This is a genomic window from Kitasatospora sp. NPDC001119 (assembly GCF_053598475.1).
Genome location: NZ_JBSFKI010000023.1, coordinates 53,466 through 71,222 on the forward strand (window position 1 = coordinate 53,466; position 17,757 = coordinate 71,222).

18 protein-coding genes are annotated in these 17,757 nt (G+C 76.2%); 7 read left to right on the plus strand and 11 right to left on the minus strand.

Features of this window, described 5'->3' with window-relative positions:
* Positions 1–8: 8 nt before the first annotated feature.
* Positions 9–401, minus strand: coding sequence for a RidA family protein (locus ACWDD9_RS26785; RefSeq protein WP_074001088.1), 393 nt, complete (start codon positions 399–401; stop codon positions 9–11).
* Between the two features lie 168 nt (positions 402–569).
* Here ACWDD9_RS26785 and ACWDD9_RS26790 point away from each other — a divergent pair, with 168 nt between their 5' ends.
* Positions 570–1,865, plus strand: coding sequence for an FAD-dependent monooxygenase (locus ACWDD9_RS26790; protein WP_449812884.1), 1,296 nt, complete (start codon positions 570–572; stop codon positions 1,863–1,865).
* Positions 1,866–1,891: 26 nt separating this feature from the next.
* Here the strand turns inward: ACWDD9_RS26790 and ACWDD9_RS26795 are convergent, their stop codons facing one another.
* Both ACWDD9_RS26795 and ACWDD9_RS26800 read right to left on the minus strand, forming a co-directional pair.
* The gene (locus ACWDD9_RS26795; protein WP_049654179.1) at positions 1,892–2,308 is read right to left on the minus strand and encodes a VOC family protein; all 417 of its coding nucleotides are present in this window, start codon (positions 2,306–2,308) and stop codon (positions 1,892–1,894) included.
* Between the two features lie 5 nt (positions 2,309–2,313).
* Positions 2,314–2,802, minus strand: a complete 489-nt coding sequence (locus tag ACWDD9_RS26800) for a helix-turn-helix transcriptional regulator (RefSeq protein WP_449812974.1) — start codon at positions 2,800–2,802, stop codon at positions 2,314–2,316.
* A 199-nt stretch (positions 2,803–3,001) separates the two neighbouring features.
* Here ACWDD9_RS26800 and ACWDD9_RS26805 point away from each other — a divergent pair, with 199 nt between their 5' ends.
* From ACWDD9_RS26805 to ACWDD9_RS26815, 3 genes are all read left to right on the plus strand, one after another.
* A complete protein-coding gene (locus ACWDD9_RS26805; RefSeq protein ID WP_449812885.1) occupies positions 3,002–4,204 on the plus strand; it encodes a PP2C family protein-serine/threonine phosphatase in 1,203 nt (400 codons plus the stop codon).
* A gap of 227 nt (positions 4,205–4,431) precedes the next feature.
* Positions 4,432–5,010, plus strand: coding sequence for a carbonic anhydrase (locus tag ACWDD9_RS26810; protein WP_049654174.1), 579 nt, complete (start codon positions 4,432–4,434; stop codon positions 5,008–5,010).
* 171 nt (positions 5,011–5,181) lie between these two features.
* Positions 5,182–5,814 (plus strand): flavin reductase family protein, encoded by a 633-nt coding sequence (locus ACWDD9_RS26815; protein WP_049654167.1) that lies wholly within the window; start codon positions 5,182–5,184, stop codon positions 5,812–5,814.
* Positions 5,815–5,878: 64 nt separating this feature from the next.
* Here ACWDD9_RS26815 and ACWDD9_RS26820 read toward each other — a convergent pair whose 3' ends face one another.
* Positions 5,879–6,469 (minus strand): hypothetical protein, encoded by a 591-nt coding sequence (locus tag ACWDD9_RS26820; protein ID WP_234348478.1) that lies wholly within the window; start codon positions 6,467–6,469, stop codon positions 5,879–5,881.
* A gap of 444 nt (positions 6,470–6,913) precedes the next feature.
* Between ACWDD9_RS26820 and ACWDD9_RS26825 the strand changes: the two genes are divergently transcribed.
* The gene (locus ACWDD9_RS26825) at positions 6,914–8,050 is read left to right on the plus strand and encodes a serine hydrolase domain-containing protein (protein ID WP_449812886.1); all 1,137 of its coding nucleotides are present in this window, start codon (positions 6,914–6,916) and stop codon (positions 8,048–8,050) included.
* Between the two features lie 4 nt (positions 8,051–8,054).
* Positions 8,055–8,831 carry a MerR family transcriptional regulator gene (locus ACWDD9_RS26830; protein WP_074001095.1) on the plus strand — a complete coding sequence of 259 codons (777 nt, stop codon included), beginning with the start codon at positions 8,055–8,057 and terminating at the stop codon, positions 8,829–8,831.
* A 53-nt stretch (positions 8,832–8,884) separates the two neighbouring features.
* Here ACWDD9_RS26830 and ACWDD9_RS26835 read toward each other — a convergent pair whose 3' ends face one another.
* The 4 genes from ACWDD9_RS26835 to ACWDD9_RS26850 are packed head-to-tail and all read right to left on the minus strand — an operon-like array spanning position 8,885 to position 11,607.
* Positions 8,885–9,313, minus strand: a complete 429-nt coding sequence (locus tag ACWDD9_RS26835) for a lasso peptide biosynthesis B2 protein (protein ID WP_449812887.1) — start codon at positions 9,311–9,313, stop codon at positions 8,885–8,887.
* Entirely contained in the window at positions 9,310–9,645 is a 336-nt protein-coding gene (locus ACWDD9_RS26840) for a lasso peptide biosynthesis PqqD family chaperone (RefSeq protein WP_449812888.1), read from the minus strand. The genes ACWDD9_RS26835 and ACWDD9_RS26840 overlap by 4 nt, the downstream gene beginning before the upstream one ends.
* Positions 9,645–11,477 carry an asparagine synthase-related protein gene (locus ACWDD9_RS26845; protein ID WP_449812889.1) on the minus strand — a complete coding sequence of 611 codons (1,833 nt, stop codon included), beginning with the start codon at positions 11,475–11,477 and terminating at the stop codon, positions 9,645–9,647. The genes ACWDD9_RS26840 and ACWDD9_RS26845 overlap by 1 nt, the downstream gene beginning before the upstream one ends.
* Positions 11,478–11,487: 10 nt before the next feature.
* Positions 11,488–11,607 (minus strand): lasso RiPP family leader peptide-containing protein, encoded by a 120-nt coding sequence (locus ACWDD9_RS26850; protein WP_107086612.1) that lies wholly within the window; start codon positions 11,605–11,607, stop codon positions 11,488–11,490.
* A gap of 275 nt (positions 11,608–11,882) precedes the next feature.
* On the opposite strand from ACWDD9_RS26850, the gene ACWDD9_RS26855 reads away from it, so the two are divergent.
* Complete coding sequence (locus ACWDD9_RS26855) at positions 11,883–12,608, plus strand: class I SAM-dependent methyltransferase (RefSeq protein WP_380741812.1); 726 nt, start codon at positions 11,883–11,885, stop codon at positions 12,606–12,608.
* Positions 12,609–12,695: 87 nt separating this feature from the next.
* Here ACWDD9_RS26855 and ACWDD9_RS26860 read toward each other — a convergent pair whose 3' ends face one another.
* The 3 genes from ACWDD9_RS26860 to ACWDD9_RS26870 form a co-directional block, all read right to left on the minus strand.
* Complete coding sequence (locus ACWDD9_RS26860; RefSeq protein ID WP_049658590.1) at positions 12,696–13,280, minus strand: short chain dehydrogenase; 585 nt, start codon at positions 13,278–13,280, stop codon at positions 12,696–12,698.
* A 29-nt stretch (positions 13,281–13,309) separates the two neighbouring features.
* On the minus strand, positions 13,310–13,543 hold the full coding sequence (locus ACWDD9_RS26865; RefSeq protein WP_049658600.1) for a DUF4287 domain-containing protein: 234 nt from the start codon (positions 13,541–13,543) through the stop codon (positions 13,310–13,312).
* 155 nt (positions 13,544–13,698) lie between these two features.
* Positions 13,699–17,676, minus strand: coding sequence for a Pls/PosA family non-ribosomal peptide synthetase (locus ACWDD9_RS26870; protein WP_449812890.1), 3,978 nt, complete (start codon positions 17,674–17,676; stop codon positions 13,699–13,701).
* Between the last annotated feature and the right edge of the window lie 81 nt (positions 17,677–17,757).

The following is a 17,757-nucleotide window of genomic DNA, read 5'->3' on the forward strand; positions in this document are numbered from 1 at the left end:
CCCGCCGGCTAGCCGATCACCGCGTCCACCTCGACCTCCACCAGCCAGCGCTCGTCGATGAAGCGCGACACCTCCACGAAGGTGGTGACCGGGCGGATCTGCGCGAAGCGCTCGCCGTGGGCGCGCGCGGCCTCCCGCCACTGGCTCATGTCGGTGAGCATGACGCGGGTCCGTACGACGTCCGTGAGGGTGGCGCCCGCCTCCCGCAGGGCGGCCTCGGCGATGTCCAGGCAGCGGACGGTCTGGGCGTAAACGTCGCCCTGGCCGACCGTCGTGCCCTGCTCGCTGATCGGGGCGGTGCCCGCGACCGCGACGTGGTTGCCCTTGCGCACGGCGCGGGAGAAGCCGATCCGCGGTTCGAGGGGCGAGCCGGAACTGACTGTCTGTCGAGTGCTCTCCATCGCACCATGGTGCCGCACTAGTGCACCCGTCGGGCCGTCTGCCCGCACGAACGCCCCCGCGCGCCGCCGGACCTGCCCCGGAGCACCCCACCGCACTAGTGCACCAGTCTCAAATAGCCCCACTGCAAGGCTTGTTGGCGCCGACGCGTACGGCGTACATTCGGCGGCATGGAACACCTGGACCACCCGACGGGCACCGACGTCCCCGCCACCGACGTCCTCGTCTCCGGCGCCGGGATCGCCGGCCCCGCCCTCGCCTACTGGCTGCGTCGCCACGGCTTCACCCCCACCGTCGTCGAGCGCGCCGCCGGCCCGCGCCCCGGCGGGCAGGCCGTCGACCTGCGCGGCGCCGGGCGCACCGTGATCGAGCGGATGGGGCTGATGGAGCGGGCCCGCGCGCTGCGCGTCGAGCAGCACGGCATCGCCCTGGTCGACCGGCGCGGGCGGGCCACCGCCCGGATACCCGTCGGGCTGTTCGACGGCGAGGGCATCGTCTCCGAGATCGAGATCCTCCGCGGCGACCTCGCCGACCTGCTGCGCGAGGCCACCGACGGCGTCGAGTACCTCTGGGACGACACCGTCACCGCGCTCGACCAGGACGCCGGGGGCGTCACCGTCACCTTCGAGAACGCCCCCGCCCGCCGCTTCGCCCTGGTCGTCGGCGCGGACGGGCTGCACTCCGCCGTCCGCCGCCTCGCCTTCCGCCCCGGCGACGGCGACGGCCCCGACGGCACAGACGGCACAGACGGCAGCGAAGGCGCCCACTACCGGCCGCTCGGCGGCTGCCACGCCTGGTTCACCGTCCACGACCCCGCCCTCGCCCGCGAGCTCGACGGCTGGTTCCTGATGTACAACGCCCCCGGCGGCCTGGTCGCCGGCGCCCGCCCCGGCCGGCTGCCCGGCGAGGTCAAGGCCTCCCTCGGCCTGCGCCGCGCGCCCGCGGCGTACGACCGCCGCGACACCGCCGCCCAGCGGCGCCTGCTCGCCGAGCGCTTCGCCGGCGCCGGCTGGGAGGTGGACCGGCTGCTCGCCGGGATGCGCACCGCCGGGGACTTCGCCTTCGACACCTTCGGCCAGGTCCACCTCGACCACTACAGCCGCGGCCGCGTCGCCCTGCTCGGCGACGCCGGGTACAGCCCGAGCCCCCTGACCGGCCTCGGCACCAGCCTCGCCCTGGTCGGCGCCTACCTGCTGGCCGGTGAACTCGCCGCCGCCGCAGGCGACTTCCGCACCGCCTTCGCCCGCTACGAGGAGCTGATGCGCCCCTACGCCACCCGGGCCCAGGAGCTGCCGCCCGGCGGCCTGGGCGGCTACGCCCCGGACAGCGCCCTGGCGATCCGCCTGCGCGCCGCCTCCATGCGCTGGATGGGCCGCTGGCCGCTGCGCCCCGTGCTGGCCGCCCAGTTCGCCAAGGCCGGCGACATCGCCCTGCCCGACTACCCGCTGCCCGCCCGGACCGCCTGAGCCTCAGGCCGCACGCCCCCGCCCGACTACGCCGTACGCGGCTGGTTGAAGCGCAGCATGTTGCCCGACGGGTCGCGGAAGGCGCAGTCGCGCACCCCGTAGGGCTGGTCCATCGGCTCCTGGAGGACCTCGGCGCCGGCCGCCCGGATGCGCTCGAAGGTGGCGTCGCAGTCGTCGGTGCGGAAGATGACGCCGCGCAGCAGGCCCTTGGCGAGGAGTTCGGCGGCGGCCCGGCGGTCGGCCTCGGAGGCGTGCGGGTCGGCCAGCGGGGGCTCCAGGACGATCTCCACGCCGGGCTGGTCGGGCGAGCCGACGGTGACCCAGCGCATGCCCTCGAAGCCGACGTCGTTGCGCACTTCGAAGCCGAGGACGTCGCGGTAGAAGGCGAGCGCCCGGTCGTGGTCGTCGACGGCGATGAAGCACTGCGCGAGTTCGATGCTCATGCCCGTCACGCTACGGGAGCACCGGGGCCGCCGTCGCTCCCGTTCCCCTTCGCCCCCTTCGCCCCCTTCGCCCCCTTGGCCTCCTTCGCCTCCTTGGCCTCCGCGCGCCGCACCGGGCGGGTGCCGATCTTGGCGACGCAGGCCGGGATCGCCGCGCCCTGCTCGTGGTCGCGGGCCCGGTAGGCGCTGGGGCTCTGCCCGACCAGCTCGGTGAAGCGGGTGCTGAAGGAGCCCAGCGAGGTGCAGCCCACCGCCATGCAGACCTCGGTCACGCTCAGGTCCCCGCGCCGCAGCAGTGCCTTGGCCCGTTCGATCCGGCGGGTCATCAGGTAGGTGTACGGGGTCTCGCCGTAGGCGGCGCGGAAGCTGCGCGAGAAGTGGCCGGAGGACATCAGCGCGGTGCGGGCCAGCGCCGGCACGTCCAGCGGCTGCGCGTACTCGCGGTCCATCCGGTCCCGGGCCCGGCGCAGCCGCACGAGGTCGTCGAGCGGCACGCGGCCCGCGGACGGGGACGAGGTAGAAGACGAGGTCGAGGACGGGGACGACACACCGGCCACCGTACCGACTGCCACCGACAGACGACGCCCGGCCCGTCCGTCCACCCCGTCCCCCGCCCGGCGCAGCCCGCTCGCGCCCGCCCCGCCGCGCCGACCACCCTGGAGCGGGGGCCGGACGGCGGAGAGGGCGACAGGGGTGGACGGCGAGGACGAGCAGCCCACCGCCCCGCGCGCGCCCGGCAACCGGGCGGTGGTGCTCGGCGTGCTGGCCGCGACCGTCGCGGTGCTGCTCGTCCAGGCGGTCAGCGGCACCAGTGCCCGCCTGGTGCTGCTGCTGGTGTTCCTGCCCGCGCTGCTGGCGGGCCTGGGCACCGTCGCCCAGACGGTGGCGGCCTCGGTGTGGGTGACCGCCGTGGTGGTGGCCCACTCGGTGCTGTTCCCGCCCGGGGACCTGCCGGCCCGCCTGGGCACCCTGCTGGGCGTGGTCGCCGCCGAGGCCGCCGTGATCGGCCTGTGCGCGCGGCGGGTGCGGCGCGAGCGGCAGCTGTCGCGGATGCGGCAGGTCGCCGTCGCCCTCCAGCGCCAGCTGCTGCGCCCGCTGCCCGTCACCACCCCGGACGTGCGCCTGGACGGGCTGTACCGGCCGCTGGAGCAGGACGCCATGGTCGGCGGCGACCTGTACGACGTCGCCGAGACCCCGCACGGCACCCGGGTGCTGGTCGGCGACGTCCAGGGCAAGGGCCTGCTCGCGATCGGGACGGGCTTCGCGGTGCTGAGCGCCTTCCGGGAGGCGGCCTTCCGCGAGCCGCGGCTGACCGCCGTCGCCGACGCCCTGGAGGCGGCGGTGGAGCGGCACAACGCCTACGCGGAGCAGAGCGGCGAGCAGGAACGGTTCGTCACGGCCACCGTGCTCTGCGTCCGCGCCCCGGACAGCACCGACGGGGGCACCGACGACGAGGGCACCGACGACGAGGGCACCGACGACGGGGGCCGCGCCACCGAGGTGCGGGCCGTCAACTGCGGCCACCTCTCCCCCTACCTGCTGCGCCCCGACGGCCGGGTGGAGCCCGTCCCCCTGGACGCCGGGCTCCCGCTCGGCCTCGCCGCCCTGGCCGCCACCGGCGAACCGCGCCCCGAGCGGCGTTTCACGCTGCCCGGGGACGGGGTGCTGGTGCTGCTCACCGACGGCATCACCGAGGCCCAGGACGCCTCCGGCGCGTTCTACCCGGTCGAACGGGGCCTGGCCGACCTCGCCGCCGTCCCCGCCGACGCCCTGCCCGAGGCCCTGGACCGGCGGGCCCGGCGCTGGAGCGGCGGGAGCAGCCGCGACGACGTCACCGTGCTCGCCCTGCGCCCCGCCCCGGAACCGCCGGCTCCGCCGGAACCGCCGGCCCGGTAGCCTCCCGGGACGGGCCGACCAGGGCCGTACGGGGCTGTACACGGCCGTACGGGGCCGTTCGGGACCGTCCATGGGGCCGTCCGGCCCTTGACCCCCGGCTGCGGGCTCCACCTGCGGCGATCTAGGGTGCAGGCATGATCCCCACACCGATACCCAGCCCCGAGCCCACCCGGCTCGACGGTCCGACGGACGACTTCCTGACCGACCCCGCCCAGGCGCTGCGGGTGATGATGCAGGGCAACGCCCGGTTCGTGGCGGGCAACCCCGAGCACCCCAACCAGGACGCCGGGCGCCGCGCGGCGCTCGCCCCGGCGCAGCGGCCCTTCGCGGTGCTGTTCGGCTGCTCGGACTCCCGGCTGGCCGCCGAGATCATCTTCGACCAGGGCCTGGGCGACCTCTTCGTGGTGCGCACCGCCGGGCACGTCACCGGCGCGGAGGCGCTGGGCAGCATCGAGTACGGGGTGAGCGTGCTGGACTGCCCGCTGGTGGTGGTGCTGGGGCACGACTCCTGCGGTGCGGTGGCGGCGGCGCTGGACTCCCTGGAGCAGGGGCAGCTGCCGGGCGGTTTCGTCCGGGACGTGGTGGAGCGGGTGACCCCGAGCGTGCTGTCCGCCAGGGCGGCGGGCATCGAGGACCGGGACGGGATCGTGGACGAGCACATCCGCCAGACCGTGGACCTGCTGGTGGAGCGCTCGCAGGCGCTGGCGGCGCGGATCGCCGAGGGGAAGGTGGCCGTGGTGGGCCTGTCCTACCGGCTGCGCGACGGCCGGGCCCGGCTGGTCTCCGCCCGGGGGCCGGTGGGCTGACGGCGGGCCGGCCGCTTCCCGCCCGTCGCCGGGGCGCGGACGCCGTCCTCGGGAAACCGGAGTCACATCCTCCGGAACTCGATGTCCGATCACCGCCAGCGCCCCCGTCCGGGCGGCGGCAGAGTCGGTGACCGGCAACGGTTCCCCATTTCCCGAGGACGGCAGTCTCCCGTGCACAAGGCCATCGATCTCAAGGTCCTGTACTTCGGCACCCCCGTGGTGCTGATCGGCTCGCGCAACGAGGACGGCAGCGCCAACCTCATGCCGATGTCCTCGGCCTGGTGGCTGGGGCAGTCGTGCGTGCTCGGCCTGGGCGACAGCTCGCAGACCGCCGAGAACCTGCGGCGCGAGGGCGAGTGCGTGCTCAACCTGGCGTCCTCCGCGCAGGTGGACGCGGTGGACGCCCTCGCGCTGCTGACCGCCAAGCCGCGGATCGCCGAGTACCGGCTGCGACAGGGCTACCGCCACGAGCGGCGCAAGTTCGAGGCCGCCGGGCTGACCGAGGTGCCCGGCGAGCTGGTGCGGGCGCCGCGCGCCGCCGAGTGCCCGGTGCAGCTGGAGTGCCGGGTGGAGTCGGCGACGGCGCTGGCGGGCGGCGGGCGCACCGCCTTCGAGGTGACGGTGGTGCGCGCCCACGTCGAGGAGAGCCTGCTGGTGCCCGGCAGCGACCACTACGTCGACCCGGTCGGCTGGGACCCGCTGATCATGAAGTTCTGCGAGTTCTTCGGCGACGGGCGGCGCCTGGCCCCCTCCCGCCTCGCCGAGGGCTGGCAGATGCCCGGGCGGCTGCCCGCCGCCGTGTGACGTGGCGTCCGCCCGGGGCCTCCGCTCGGGACGTCCGCCCGGGACGTCCGCTCACCGGTGGCGCTCAGGGCGCGACGGTCGCCCCGCAGGAGTCGCACACCCGCGTCGCGGGCAGCTCCAGGAAGCAGCTCGGACAGATCGCCGGCGGGCGCGGCGGCGCGGCGACGGCGGCCTTGCGCTCCACCGAGGCCCGCAGGCGCGGGGCCAGGGCGGGCGTGCCGCCGTCGGCGGGCAGGTCGGCGGCGAAGTGCCGGTAGCAGGCCAGGCGGGCGGCGGCCGCGTGCTGCTCGCGGTCCATCTCGGCGGCCACCGGCGGCTGTCCGGCCACCGCCAGCACCTCCTGGTAGCCGGGCCCGACCTTGCCGTCGGTGGCGTGCACCACCAGGGCCGTCAGCGGTGGGTCGCCGCGCCGGTGCGCCTCACGGATCACCAGGGCCAGCACCTTGCCTATCCAGTGCCGCTGGTTGATCCGGGTGCGCACCCCCGAGGCCTCCTGCACCGCCTCGGCCAGGTCCGGGTAGCTGATCACCGCGTGGTAGCGGCGCGCCACCTCCACCAGGGCCGGGTAGGCCGCCCTGGTCCACACGATGTGCGCCTGGCTGGCGCTGACCGCCGAACCGTCCGACGCCCGCCAGTACGTGTGCTGCTCCGTCATCCGCCCGCCCCTGTCCGTCTTGTCCGTTGTGTACGTGTCCGTCCCCCGCGGGCCCCCGCCGGGAGCGAGGCTACCCGGCCCCGGAGCGGCACCCTCGGGCGGGGCCTCGCCTCGGGCGGGGCTTGACTTCAAGTCCTGTTGAAGTCGTGGAATGGGTGCCGACCGCAGCCGTACGGGCAACCCCGCGGTCGATGCCCCGCCCGTACGGAAACCCGTACCGGGGCCGGGGCCGCCGCCTTCCCGATCGTGCCGACGGCGGCCCCGGCCTCCGGGCTCCCCCGCCCACCCCACCCGGCGCCGCGCCCCGCCTCCCGCGCCTCCCGCCTCGCATGGGCAGGCCGCGCCTGTGAGCCGGAACACGGTTGAGGTTGACCTTGGGTCAGGGTGGAGGCTCCTTCCATCGGGCCCGACGACGACGCGGGCCCCGCGATACGAGGGGGCAGCATGTCCACCACCCACCACTCCACCCACCACTCCACCCACGGCCCGGACCGCCCGGAGCTGCGACGGGCGGTCGAGGAGATCGCCGGATCCGGTTTCCTCGGCGTGCAGGTGCGGGTGAACGACGCGCACGGCGAGTGGGTCGGCACCGCCGGGTCCCGCGAGCTGGGCCGCGAGGAGAGGCCGCCGGCCGACGGGCACTTCCGCGTCGGCAGCGTCACCAAGAGCTTCATCGCGACCTCGGTGCTGATGCTGGTGGCCGAGGGCCGGCTGGCCCTGGACGACCCGGCCGGCGACCACCTGCCCGGGTTCGGGCTGGACCGGCGGATCACGGTGCGGATGCTGCTCCAGCACACCAGCGGGATCTTCAACCACACCGGCGAGCTGGAGGAGGACGGGACGTTCGTGCCGGGGGTCCCGTGGCGGGGCCGGGAGTGGGTGGAGGACCGCTTCCGCACCTACCGGCCCGAGGAGTTGGTACGGCTGTCGCTGTCCCGGCCGGCGCGGTTCGCACCGGGGGCGCGCTGGAGCTACGCCAACACCAACTACGTGCTGGCCCGGCTGGTGGTCGAGCGGGTCACCGGCCGGCCGTTCGCCGAGGAGCTGCGGCGGCTGGTCCTGGAGCCGCTGGGGCTGACCGGGACGGTGGCCCCGGGCGCCTCGCCGGAGGTGCCCGAGCCGCACGGCCGCAGCTACTACCGCTACGAGGACGCCGGGCGGGAGCGGACGGTCGACGTCACCCGGCACAACCCGTCCTGGGTCTCGGGCGGCGGCGACATGATCTCGACCACCCGGGACCTGCACGTGTACTTCTCCGCGCTGATGGGCGGCCGGCTGCTGCCGCCCGGCCTGCTGGCCGAGATGCGCGCGCCGGAGGCGACGGTCGGCTACGGGCTGGGGATCTTCGCCCAGGCCACGGACACGGGCACCGTCTTCCACCACAACGGCGCCACCATCGGCTCGGCCGCGCTGATGTACGGCTCGCCGGACGGCGGCACCACCCTGACCGCCGGGCTGACCTACGTGGACGACGCCGACGTGTCCGTCGCCGCGGCGTTCCAGAGCGCCCAGCGACGGCTCGTCGACGGGGTGTTCGGCACCGGGCCCGGCCCCACGGCATCCGGTCGTACGGCAGGCTGAACGGATGGCAAACGGAGTCACGATCGGGCAGGCGGCCGCGTACGTCGGCGTCACGGTGAAGACGGTGCGGCACTACCACCGGCAGGGGCTGGTCGAGGAGCCGCTGCGCGACGCCTCCGGCTACCGGCGGTACGGGTCGGGCGAATTGCTGCGGCTGGTGCAGGTCCGGACGCTGGCCGCCGCCGGGGTGCCGCTGGCGGAGGTCGGGCCGCTGCTCGACGCCGACGGCGAGCGGTTCGCCACCGCCCTCGCCGACGTGGAGCGGCGCCTGACCGAGCGGATCACGGAACTGACCGCGCGCCGCGACACCCTGCACCGGCTCGCCGACGGCGACCGGGCCCTGCTGCCCGACCGCGCCTGCGCGGTCCTGGAGCGGATGCCCGGGCTCGGCTTCGGCCCCGACTACGTGGCGGCGCAGCGCGAGGCCCTGGTGCTGGCGCGGGCGCTGGTGCCGGAGGGCTTCGACGGCCTCCTCGCCCAGCTCGAACTGCGCCTGGACGACCCGGGGTTCGTCGAGCTGACCAGACGCGGCCAGGAGGCCGAGGCATGGGAGCCGGACGATCCGAGGGTCGAGGAGCTCGCCGCCGCCATGGCCGACCACTACCTCGCCAACCCCGCCCTGCTGGGCGACCCGGCCGGCCTGCGCGCCTGGGCCAGGGCCGCCACCCAGTACCGGCTGATCGACCGCCACCGCGACGACCAGGCCCCGGTCTCGGCCCGGCTGACCGCGCTCACCGAGGCCCGGCTGCGCGCCGCCGGCGTCCCGTCCCCGCACCGGTAGCGCCCCCGGCCGCCCGCGGGAAGCCGGGCGGACGGCGGCAGGCCCCCCGCCGGTCACCAGCCCGGCCGGGGCTCCGGGGCGATGGTGATCAGCGGGTGGAAGTGGGCGAGTTCGGCGGGCTCGTCGACGGGGCCGCCCTCGGCCTCGATCCAGGCGTGGGCGCGGAACGGGGCGGTGCGCACGCCGGTTCGCCAGGTCGGCCAGGCGCCCCGGGTGCGGCACAACAGGGCTGCGGCGATGGAGCGTTGGAGGCAGCCCTGGCCGGCGCAGCGCATGCTGAGGGCGACCACGGCCTGCCGGGCGGCGAGGGCCTCGGCGCGGTCGGCGGGCCGGGCGCCGCGACGCAGGACGAGCATCACCCGGCGGATGCGGGCCGGGGGGAGCCGCTCGATCAGCCGGGCCGCGCCGATCGCCGCGAGGGCGGCGGGCCGGCGGCGCCAGGGCGGGCGGCCGGCGCGGGTGGCGTGGGCGTGCAGGCTCATCCGGTGGTGCCCGCTCCCGTGCCGGCCGGTCCGCCGGCGCCCGGTCCGGTGGTGCTCTGTCCGCCGGCGCCCGGTCCGGTGGTGACCAGTCCGGCGGTGCGCAGGGTCTCGTGCAGCCGGTCGACGTCGGCGCGCGCCCGGTCGGCGGTGACGGGGTGGCGGGCGCTGAGGTCGGCGGCGGTCTCCTCGGCGGTGCGGCCGTCCAGCAGGGAGCGCAGGACGAGCAGTGCGGTGCGGTTGAGCTGGTAGTAGCGGCCGGAGCGCTCGTCGAGCAGGACGGCGCCGTCGTCGGTCGGGGTGAGCGTCACGTCGGGGCGCAGCTGGGCGGGCATCAGGTCCCTCCGGTGGTGGGGGCGGCGGTGCGGTGGCGGCTGCCGTGGGCGCGCAGCCAGTGTTCGCAGGCGAGGGTGGCGTCCAGGGCGGCGTAGGGGGTGCCGGTGGGGTAGAGCCCGAGGCAGGCCTGGCGCAGGGCGTCGGGGTCGATCAGGCCGGCGCGGGCCAGGGCGCTGTCCTCGGTGAGGGCGGCGAGTCGGGCACGGTGGCGGGCGAGGCCCTGGTGGGCGTCGGGGGTGAAGTCGCCCTTGCCGGTGCGGCGCAGGAGGTCGGCGGGGACGTCCGGGGCGAGGGCGGTGGTGAGCAGGGGCTTGTAGGCGAAGGGGGTTCCGCGGGTGGCGGGGTCGGCGGCCAGGCAGGCGTCGAGGACCTGGTCGTCCAGGAAGGGTGTGCTGTACGGGGTGCCGGCGCGGGCGGTGGCGTCGACGAGCTGGCGCATGGCGGAGGCGCTGTGCCGGACCATGCGCAGGACCTGGTGCTGGGCGTGCTGCGGGGCCAGGGGCCGGGCGCCCCGCAGGGCCTTGAGCTGGTCGCGGACCAGGGCGGCGGCGTGCGGGGTGGCCCAGGGCGGCAGCCGGGGTTCGGTTCCCCAGCCGAGGAGTTGGGTGGTGGGCGGCGCGGGGTGGGTGAGGCGGTCGGCGGCGTGGGCGAGCCAGGCGGGGTAGGGGCGGGGGTCGGCGAGGGCGCCGAGGGCGTCGGGCAGTTTCCAGCGCAGGCGGGCGCGGTGTCCGCGCAGGTGGCGGGCGGCGGTGGCGGGGTGGCGCGGGGCGAGGGTGCGCAGGTAGGCGGGGAGGGCCTGGAGGACTTCGTCGCCGCCTTCGCCGCTGATCCGCAGTCGGGCGCCGCGGGCGGCGAGGAGGCGGGCGACGGCCTCGTCGCGGGCCCTGGTGCGGGTCCAGGCGAACGGTTCGTCGCCCTGGGGGCCGGGGGTGTCGGTGTCGGCGAACATCGCGGGGAGGTCCTCGGCGGGCAGGACGAGCCGGATGCCGGGCAGGTGGCGGGCGGCGCGGTCGGCCCAGGGGGCGTCCTCGTGGTGGGGGTCGAGGGAGCCGATGGTGACGGTGAGCAGCTCGGCGGGGCCGGTGGCGGCGAGGAAGCACAGGGGGGTGGAGTCGAGGCCGCCGGACAGGTCGGCGGCGACGACGCCGCCGTCGCGGGTGCGGGCGGCGACGGCGCGGTGCAGGGCGTGGCGCAGGGCCGCCGCGGCTTCGGCGCGGGGTCGTTCGGGGGCGGGCGGCTGCCAGTGGGCGAGGGTGCGGGCGGGGCCGCCGGAGGCGAGCAGGGCGGTGTGGTGCGGTGGCACGGGGGTGATGCCGGGCCACAGGGGCAGGGTGTCGGCGGGGTGCGGCAGGGGGTGGGCGAGGCGCAGGGCGAGGCGTTCGGTGGACGGGGTGAGGCCGGCCGCGGCGGCCAGGACGTCGGCCCGGTCCGACAGGACGGGGACGCCGTGGACCTCGGCCAGGTGGAGGCGGTGGAGTCCGGACAGCGAGCCGCGGGCGGTGACGGTGCCGCGCACGGTGGCGATCAGGTGGTGGCTGCCGGCCGGGCCGTCGGTGTGGGTGAGGGCGAGGGCGTCGCGCGGGTCGCGGAGGTGTTCGGCGCGGCGGCGCAGCTGGTGGGTGTCGGTGTCGCTGGTGCCGAACACGGCCAGCGCGACCGGTCCGGCCCGGGCGGTGACCGCCTCGTCGGCCGGCCAGTGGCCGAGGATCCAGGGGCGGCCGCTGGGGTGGTGCAGGGCACGGCGCTCGGCCGTGCCCCACACCGCGGCCACCGCGGCTGCTGCGTCGGTGTCCGGCAGGACCACGAACCAGGTCCGCCGGTGGCCGTTCACGGCGCGGTCCTCAGGGGGCGAGGTAGTAGCCGTGGACGTCGGACTGGTTGCCGATGTCGAAGCCCCGGGTGAGGTCCGCGAAGTCGCCGAGTTCGATCATCACCGGGGGCTCGTACACGTCGTCGGTCATGGCAATGTCCTCTCTTGTGCGGGGAGTTGGACACGATCGCCGGCCGGCGGGGCTCCTACTCTTCCTCGTCGGTTCGCCGACGGACAAGCGGCGCCGGGGCCTTCGGCCGGAACCCGACGGCCCGCGCGGGAGTGGCCGCAGGCGCTCGCGGGACTGCTGAGCACCCGGGCGAGCGGGTGGCGGGGGCGGCGGGCGGGAGGCCGGATTCGGCCAGCTCCGGACGAAATGGTGTAGACCTGTCCGCTGCCGGACGGGGCCTCGCCTACGGTCGTCCCATGGCTGACGCATGCTTCGGGCACCCGCGGCTCGCCGCGCTCTACGACCCGCTCGACCCCGACCGCGGCGACCTCGACGCCTACCTGGCGATGGCACGGGAGTTCGGGGCGCGCCGGGTGCTGGACATCGGCTGCGGCACGGGGGTGTTCGCGCTCCTGCTGGCCGGCCGCGGGTTCGAGGTGGTCGGCGTCGATCCCGCCCTGGCCTCCGTGGAGGTCGCGCGGGCCAAACCGGGCGCCGGGCGGGTGCGGTGGATCCACGGCGACGCGACGGACCTGCCGCCGCTGCGGGTTGATCTGGCGACGATGACGGCGAACGTCGCCCAGGCGATCGCCGGTCCGCGGGCCTGGCGGGGGACGCTACGGGGGGCCTTCGCGGCACTGCGGCCCGGCGGGCGGCTGGTCTTCGAGACCCGCGATCCGGGCGCCCGCGCCTGGGAGGAGTGGACGCGCGAGCGCTCCCACCGGGTGACGGAGGTCCCGGGCGCGGGCGCCGTCGAGAGCTGGGTCGACCTGGTCGGGGTGCGCGGGCCGCTGGTGACGTTCCGGTGGACGTACGTGTTCGCGGCGGACGGGCAGGTGCTGACGTCGGATTCGACGCTGCGCTTCCGGGAACGGGCGGAGGTGGAACGGGACTTGGCCGCCCACGGCTACGTGCTGGAGGAGGTCCGCGACGCTCCCGACCGGCCCGGGCGGGAGTTCGTCTTCGTGGCCCGGCGCCCGTGACCCCCGCCGCTCCGCAACACCCACCGCTCCGGGGTGCCGTGCGCGGGAAGTCGGCCGGGCCGACTTCCTGTGCGCGGGCTCGGCGGTTCAGGGGAGCAGGGTCTCCCCGTTCGTCCGGCCTTCCACGGCGGTGACGTAGGAACGGGCGGCGTCGACGGCGAGGATGCCCGGGGCCGGGTCCCGGCCGAGGAGCTGCAGCGTCTCGGCGATCCAGCCGGGGCTGACGAGGTTGATCCGCAGGTCGCGGGGCAGTTCGGCGGCGGCGTTGCGGACGAAGCCCTCCAGCCCGGTGTTGATGACGGCGCCCAACGATCCACCGACCATCGGGGTGGTGAACGTGCCGCCGGTGAGGGTGATGGAGCCGCCGTCGCGCAGGTGGTGCTGGGCGCGCCGGGCCAGGGCGATCTGGCCCAGCAGCTTGCCCTGCAACCCGGCGAGGAACTCCTCGTCGGTCGCCGTGGCGAAGTCGACCATCGGGCCCGACACGGCGCAGCAGACGACCGCGTCGAGGTCGGGCAGGCCGGCGAAGAGCGCGTCCAGGGAGTCGGAGTCCTCCAGGTCGACCGTCACCGGGCCGCTGCGCGAGGCCCGTACGACCTGGTGCTCCTTCTCCAGGGCGGTGGCGACAGCGCTGCCGAGTGTGCCGGAGGCTCCGATCACGAGTACCTTCATGCCGTCGATGATCGCATCAAGTGGCCCTCTCAGGAGGACTTTTCGGCAAGGGTGTGGGCGACGAGGGCGTTCGCGTGGCCGTGGCCGATGTTGTGCTCGGTCTTGAGCCAGGCGACGAGCTCCATGTGCCTGGCGAGCGGGGAGGCGCGAATGAGGTCCTTCCACTCCTCGACCGGGCGGCCGTACTTCTTCTCGATGGAGGGGAAATAGGAGGCGGGGCCCTTTACGGCGGGGGCCTTCGCGGCGGTCTCCGCGGTCTTCACGGCGGTCTTCGCAGCAGTCTTCGCAGCGGTCTTCGCGGCGGGGGCGGCGGTCATGGGCGGTTCCTCTCGGGAGGGCGGGAAAGAAGAAGCGGTGCGGTCACGGAGGTAGACCGTGACCGCACCGCGAACTCATCGCCCCGCCAGGGTGATTCGCGTCACACCCCGGCGGTGGCCCGGTGGCGGCGCCGGCCGGCGGGCGGGGTGGGGTCGGCGTCCCAGGCCGCGACGGGGTTGCCGAGCCAGCGCCCGCCGCCGGGGACGTTCTCGCCGCGCATGACCAGGGAGGCCGGGCCGACGGTGCTGCCGGCCCCGAGGGAGGCGTTGAGCAGCACGATGGAGTGCGGGCCGGTGGTGGAGCCGGCGGCGAGGTGGACGGGGCCCAGCCGCATGACGCGGTCGTGGAAGAGGTGGGTCTGCAGGACGGTGCCGCGGTTGACGCTGGCGCCGGCCTCGACGGTGACCAGGTCGGTCTCGGGCAGCCAGTGGGTCTCGCACCACACGCCGCGGCCGATGCGGGCCCCGAGGCTGCGCAGCCACACGTTCAGGTAGGGGGTGCCGGTGATGGTGTGGCCGCCGAAGGGCATGGCGAGTTCCTCGACGAAGGTGTCGTAGAGCTCGTTGCGCCACACGAAGGAGGACCACAGGGGGTGTTCGGCGACGCGGAAGCGTCCGACGAGCAGCCACTTGGCGGCGGTGGTGACGGCGCAGGCGACGACGGCGGCGGCGGTGAGCACCAGTCCGGCGGTGCCGAGGGCGACGGCCAGGCCGTAGTCGTCGCGCAGTTCCTGCAGGGCGGCGAGGACGAGGTCGCCGAGCAGGGCGGCGAGGACGATCGGCAGCAGCCGGCAGAGTTCGACGCCGGCGCGCGCCCACATCAGGCGCCGGGGCGGGTTGTAGGTGCGGGCGTCGGCGCCGGTGTCGGCGACGCGGGGCAGCGCGAAGGCGGGGCGGCCGAGCCAGGAGGAGCCTTCGGGCGCGTGGGCGGGGGTGTCGGACAGGACGCCGACGAGGGAGTTGTCGGGCAGGTGCCGGCCGGGGCCGACGATGCCGGAGTTGCCGACGAAGGAGCGGCGTCCGACGCGGGCGGGGCCGAGGCGGAGCCAGCCGCCGCGCAGCTCGTACGGGGCGACGAGGGTGTCGTCGGCGAGGAAGGCGCCGTCGTCGACGCGCATCAGGCCGGGCAGGGCGAGCACGGTGGAGGCTTCGACGCGCCGTCCGACGCGGGCGCCGAGCAGGCGCAGCCACACCGGGGTGAAGAGGCTGGCGTAGAAGGGGAAGAGGGTGCGCCGGGCGGTGTCGCTGAGGCGGCTGACGGCCCAGGCGCAGAAGGCGACGCGGCCGGTGGCGGGGTGGTGGCCGGGGCGCAGCGGGAGGGACAGCAGGCGCACGAGGAGCGCTATGAGGGTGGCGTAGCAGACGACGGTGAGGGCGGCCAGCGGGATGGTGGCGGGCAGGAGCTGGACGAGGGCGCCGAGCAGGGTGGCGTCGCTGTCGATCATCGGGTAGACGATGGCCAGGGCGGGCAGCGCGGCGAGGATCGGGACGAGGCCGAAGAGGGCGAAGGCGGCGCCGTAGGCGAGGTTCCAGCCGCGCGGGGCGGGGGCGGGGGCGGTGGGCCAGTCGGCGGGGGCGGTGGTGTCGGGGCGGGCCGGGGAGCCGGTCCAGTGTTCGCCGGGCGGGACGGCGGTGGTGGCGGTGACGCAGGAGCCGGGGGCGATCTCGGCGCCGGCGCCGATGCGGGCGCCGGGCATGAGGGTGGCGCGGTGGCCGATGCGGGCGCCGTCGCCGATGTCGATGCGGCCGAGGTGGAGGGTGTCGCCGTCGAGCCACCAGCCGGCGAGGTCGGCTTCGGGTTCGACGGAGGCGTGGGCGCCGATGCGGGCGAGGCCGGTGACGGGGGGCAGGGTGTGGAGCTGGACGCCGGGGCCGACGCGGCAGCCCAGGGCGCGGGCGTAGCGGGGGGCCCAGGGGGTGCCGGCGAGGGCGGCGGTGCCGAACATGGCGGTGTAGCGTTCGGCGGCCCACAGGCGCAGGTGGACGTGGCCGCCGCGGGGGTGGCTGCCGGGGCGGATGCGGGCGGTGAGCAGGCGGGCGCCGGCGGCGGCGAGCAGGGTGCGGCCGGGGGCGCTGTAGAGGAGGAGCAGGCCGGCGCCGACGGGCCACCAGGAGCTGTGGGGGGCCCAGGCGAGGTGGCTGCCGGTGAGGTTGTCAAGGGCCATCAGGAGGAGGATCCAGCGCAGTCCGGCGAGGGAGAACATGCCCAGGAGCAGGAGGGTCTGCCACAGGCCGGCGCTGCGGGGGGTGCGGCGCACGGTGCGGCCGCGGACGGCGGAGGAGGCGGCGGCGGTGTCCTCGGGGGCGGCGGCCGGGGTGAGGGTGTCGAGGTGGGCGGCGAGGTCGGCGAGGACGGGGTGGGCGTACAGGTCGGCGACGGAGACGCCGTTGTGCCGGGTGCGCAGTTCGGAGACGAGGCGGGCGGCGGTGAGGCTGGAGCCGCCGAGGGCGAAGAAGTCGTCGTCGGGGCCGGGGGCGGTGCCGAGCAGGCGCTCCCAGTGGGCGGCGAGCCGGCCGGCGGTGCCGTCCAGGGCCCGGGCGGCGGGGGCGGTGCCGGTGGTGGCGAGCGGCCAGGGCAGGGCGTTGCGGTCGACCTTGCCGGAGGTGCGGGTGGGCAGGGAGTCGACGAGGGCGAGGACGGGCACCAGCGGGGCGGGCAGGCGCTCCAGCAGCCGGCGGCGGGCGGTGGCGAGGTCGGGGGTGGTGCCGGGCCGGGCGACGAGGTAGCCGACGAGCAGGTCGGCGCCGGCGGGGGTCCTGCGGACGGCAGCGGCGGCGGCGCGCACGTCGGGCAGGGCCTGGAGGGCGGCGTCGATCTCGCCGAGTTCGATGCGGCGGCCGCCGAGTTTGACCTGGTCGTCGGCGCGGCCGAGGAAGATCAGGCCTTCGGGTTCGTTGCGGACGAGGTCGCCGCTGCGGTAGACGCGGGGCGAGGCGAGGGCGGGGTGGGCGCTGAACTTCTCGGCGTCCTTGGCGGGGTCGAGGTAGCGGGCGGTGCCGACGCCGGTGATGAGCAGTTCGCCGGTCTCGTACCAGGGGACGGGGTGGCCGGCCTGGTCGACGACGGCGATCTCCCAGCCGTCGAGGGGGGCGCCGATGCGCACCGGCTGGCCGGGGAGCATGCGGGCGGCGGTGGCGACGACGGTGGTCTCGGTGGGGCCGTAGGTGTTCCAGAACTCGCGGCCGCCGGTGGCGAGGCGGTCGACGAGTTCGGCGGGGCAGGCCTCGCCGCCGACGATGATCAGGCGGACGGCGTCCAGGCACTCCTGCGGCCACAGGGCGAGCAGGGTGGGGACGGTGGAGACGGCGGTGATGCGCCGGTTCACGAGCCAGGGGCCGAGGTCGGTGCCGGCCTTGACGAGGGAGCGGGGGGCGGGCACCAGGCAGGCGCCGTGGCGCCAGGCGAGCCACATCTCCTCGCAGGAGGCGTCGAAGGCGACGGACAGGCCGGCCAGGACGCGGTCGCCGGGGGCGAGCGGCTGCTGCGGGAGGAAGAGGCGGGCCTCGGCGTCGACGAAGGCGGCGGCGCTGCGGTGGGTGACGGCGACGCCCTTGGGGCGGCCGGTGGTGCCGGAGGTGAAGATGATCCACGCGTCGTCGGCCGGGGCGGGCCAGGCCGGACGGCCCGAGGGGCGGGCGCCGGTGGGGGCGTGCAGGGCGCGCCCGGGGCCGAGGACGGCGCAGACGGCGGCGTCCTGCCAGATCATCTCGGCGCGCTCGTCGGGGTCGTCGGCGTCGACGGGCACGTAGGCGGCGCCGCAGCGCATGACGGCGAGGATCGCGATGTAGAGGTCGGCGGTGCCGGAGGGGATGCGGACCCCGACGCGGTCGCCGCGGCCGATGCCGTGGCCGGCCAGCTGCCCGGCGAGGGTCTCGACCTCGTGCAGCAGGGCGCGGTAGTCGAGGACGGTGTCGCCGGTGTCGAGAGCGGGCGCGCCGGGGTGCGCCTGCGCGGTGGCGGCGATGATGTCGAGCAGGCTGCGGGGGTGGGCGGGCTGGGCCGCCGGCCAGCCCGCCACGGGGCCCGGGTTCGGGCGGTGCAGCGTGCCGGGGCCGGCCGTTTCGTGGCGTGCGTCCATGGATGGGTTCCTTGGCTCCGGGGTCCTGGGGGCGCGTACGGGTATCACGCGGGGTGACGCCTTTGTCACCTGCTGGGTGCG

Coding starts and splice junctions, on each gene's coding strand:
- ACWDD9_RS26835 (WP_449812887.1), bottom strand. CDS start 9,313: ATGAGCCTGCACGCCCACGCCACCCGCGCCGGCCGCCCGCCCTGGCGC.
- ACWDD9_RS26820 (WP_234348478.1), bottom strand. CDS start 6,469: ATGACGGAGCAGCACACGTACTGGCGGGCGTCGGACGGTTCGGCGGTC.
- ACWDD9_RS26790 (WP_449812884.1), top strand. CDS start 570: ATGGAACACCTGGACCACCCGACGGGCACCGACGTCCCCGCCACCGAC.
- ACWDD9_RS26870 (WP_449812890.1), bottom strand. CDS start 17,676: ATGGACGCACGCCACGAAACGGCCGGCCCCGGCACGCTGCACCGCCCG.
- ACWDD9_RS26825 (WP_449812886.1), top strand. CDS start 6,914: ATGTCCACCACCCACCACTCCACCCACCACTCCACCCACGGCCCGGAC.
- ACWDD9_RS26810 (WP_049654174.1), top strand. CDS start 4,432: ATGATGCAGGGCAACGCCCGGTTCGTGGCGGGCAACCCCGAGCACCCC.
- ACWDD9_RS26795 (WP_049654179.1), bottom strand. CDS start 2,308: ATGAGCATCGAACTCGCGCAGTGCTTCATCGCCGTCGACGACCACGAC.
- ACWDD9_RS26840 (WP_449812888.1), bottom strand. CDS start 9,645: ATGCCCGCCCAGCTGCGCCCCGACGTGACGCTCACCCCGACCGACGAC.
- ACWDD9_RS26830 (WP_074001095.1), top strand. CDS start 8,055: ATGGCAAACGGAGTCACGATCGGGCAGGCGGCCGCGTACGTCGGCGTC.
- ACWDD9_RS26855 (WP_380741812.1), top strand. CDS start 11,883: ATGGCTGACGCATGCTTCGGGCACCCGCGGCTCGCCGCGCTCTACGAC.
- ACWDD9_RS26785 (WP_074001088.1), bottom strand. CDS start 401: ATGGAGAGCACTCGACAGACAGTCAGTTCCGGCTCGCCCCTCGAACCG.
- ACWDD9_RS26850 (WP_107086612.1), bottom strand. CDS start 11,607: ATGACCGACGACGTGTACGAGCCCCCGGTGATGATCGAACTCGGCGAC.
- ACWDD9_RS26860 (WP_049658590.1), bottom strand. CDS start 13,280: ATGAAGGTACTCGTGATCGGAGCCTCCGGCACACTCGGCAGCGCTGTC.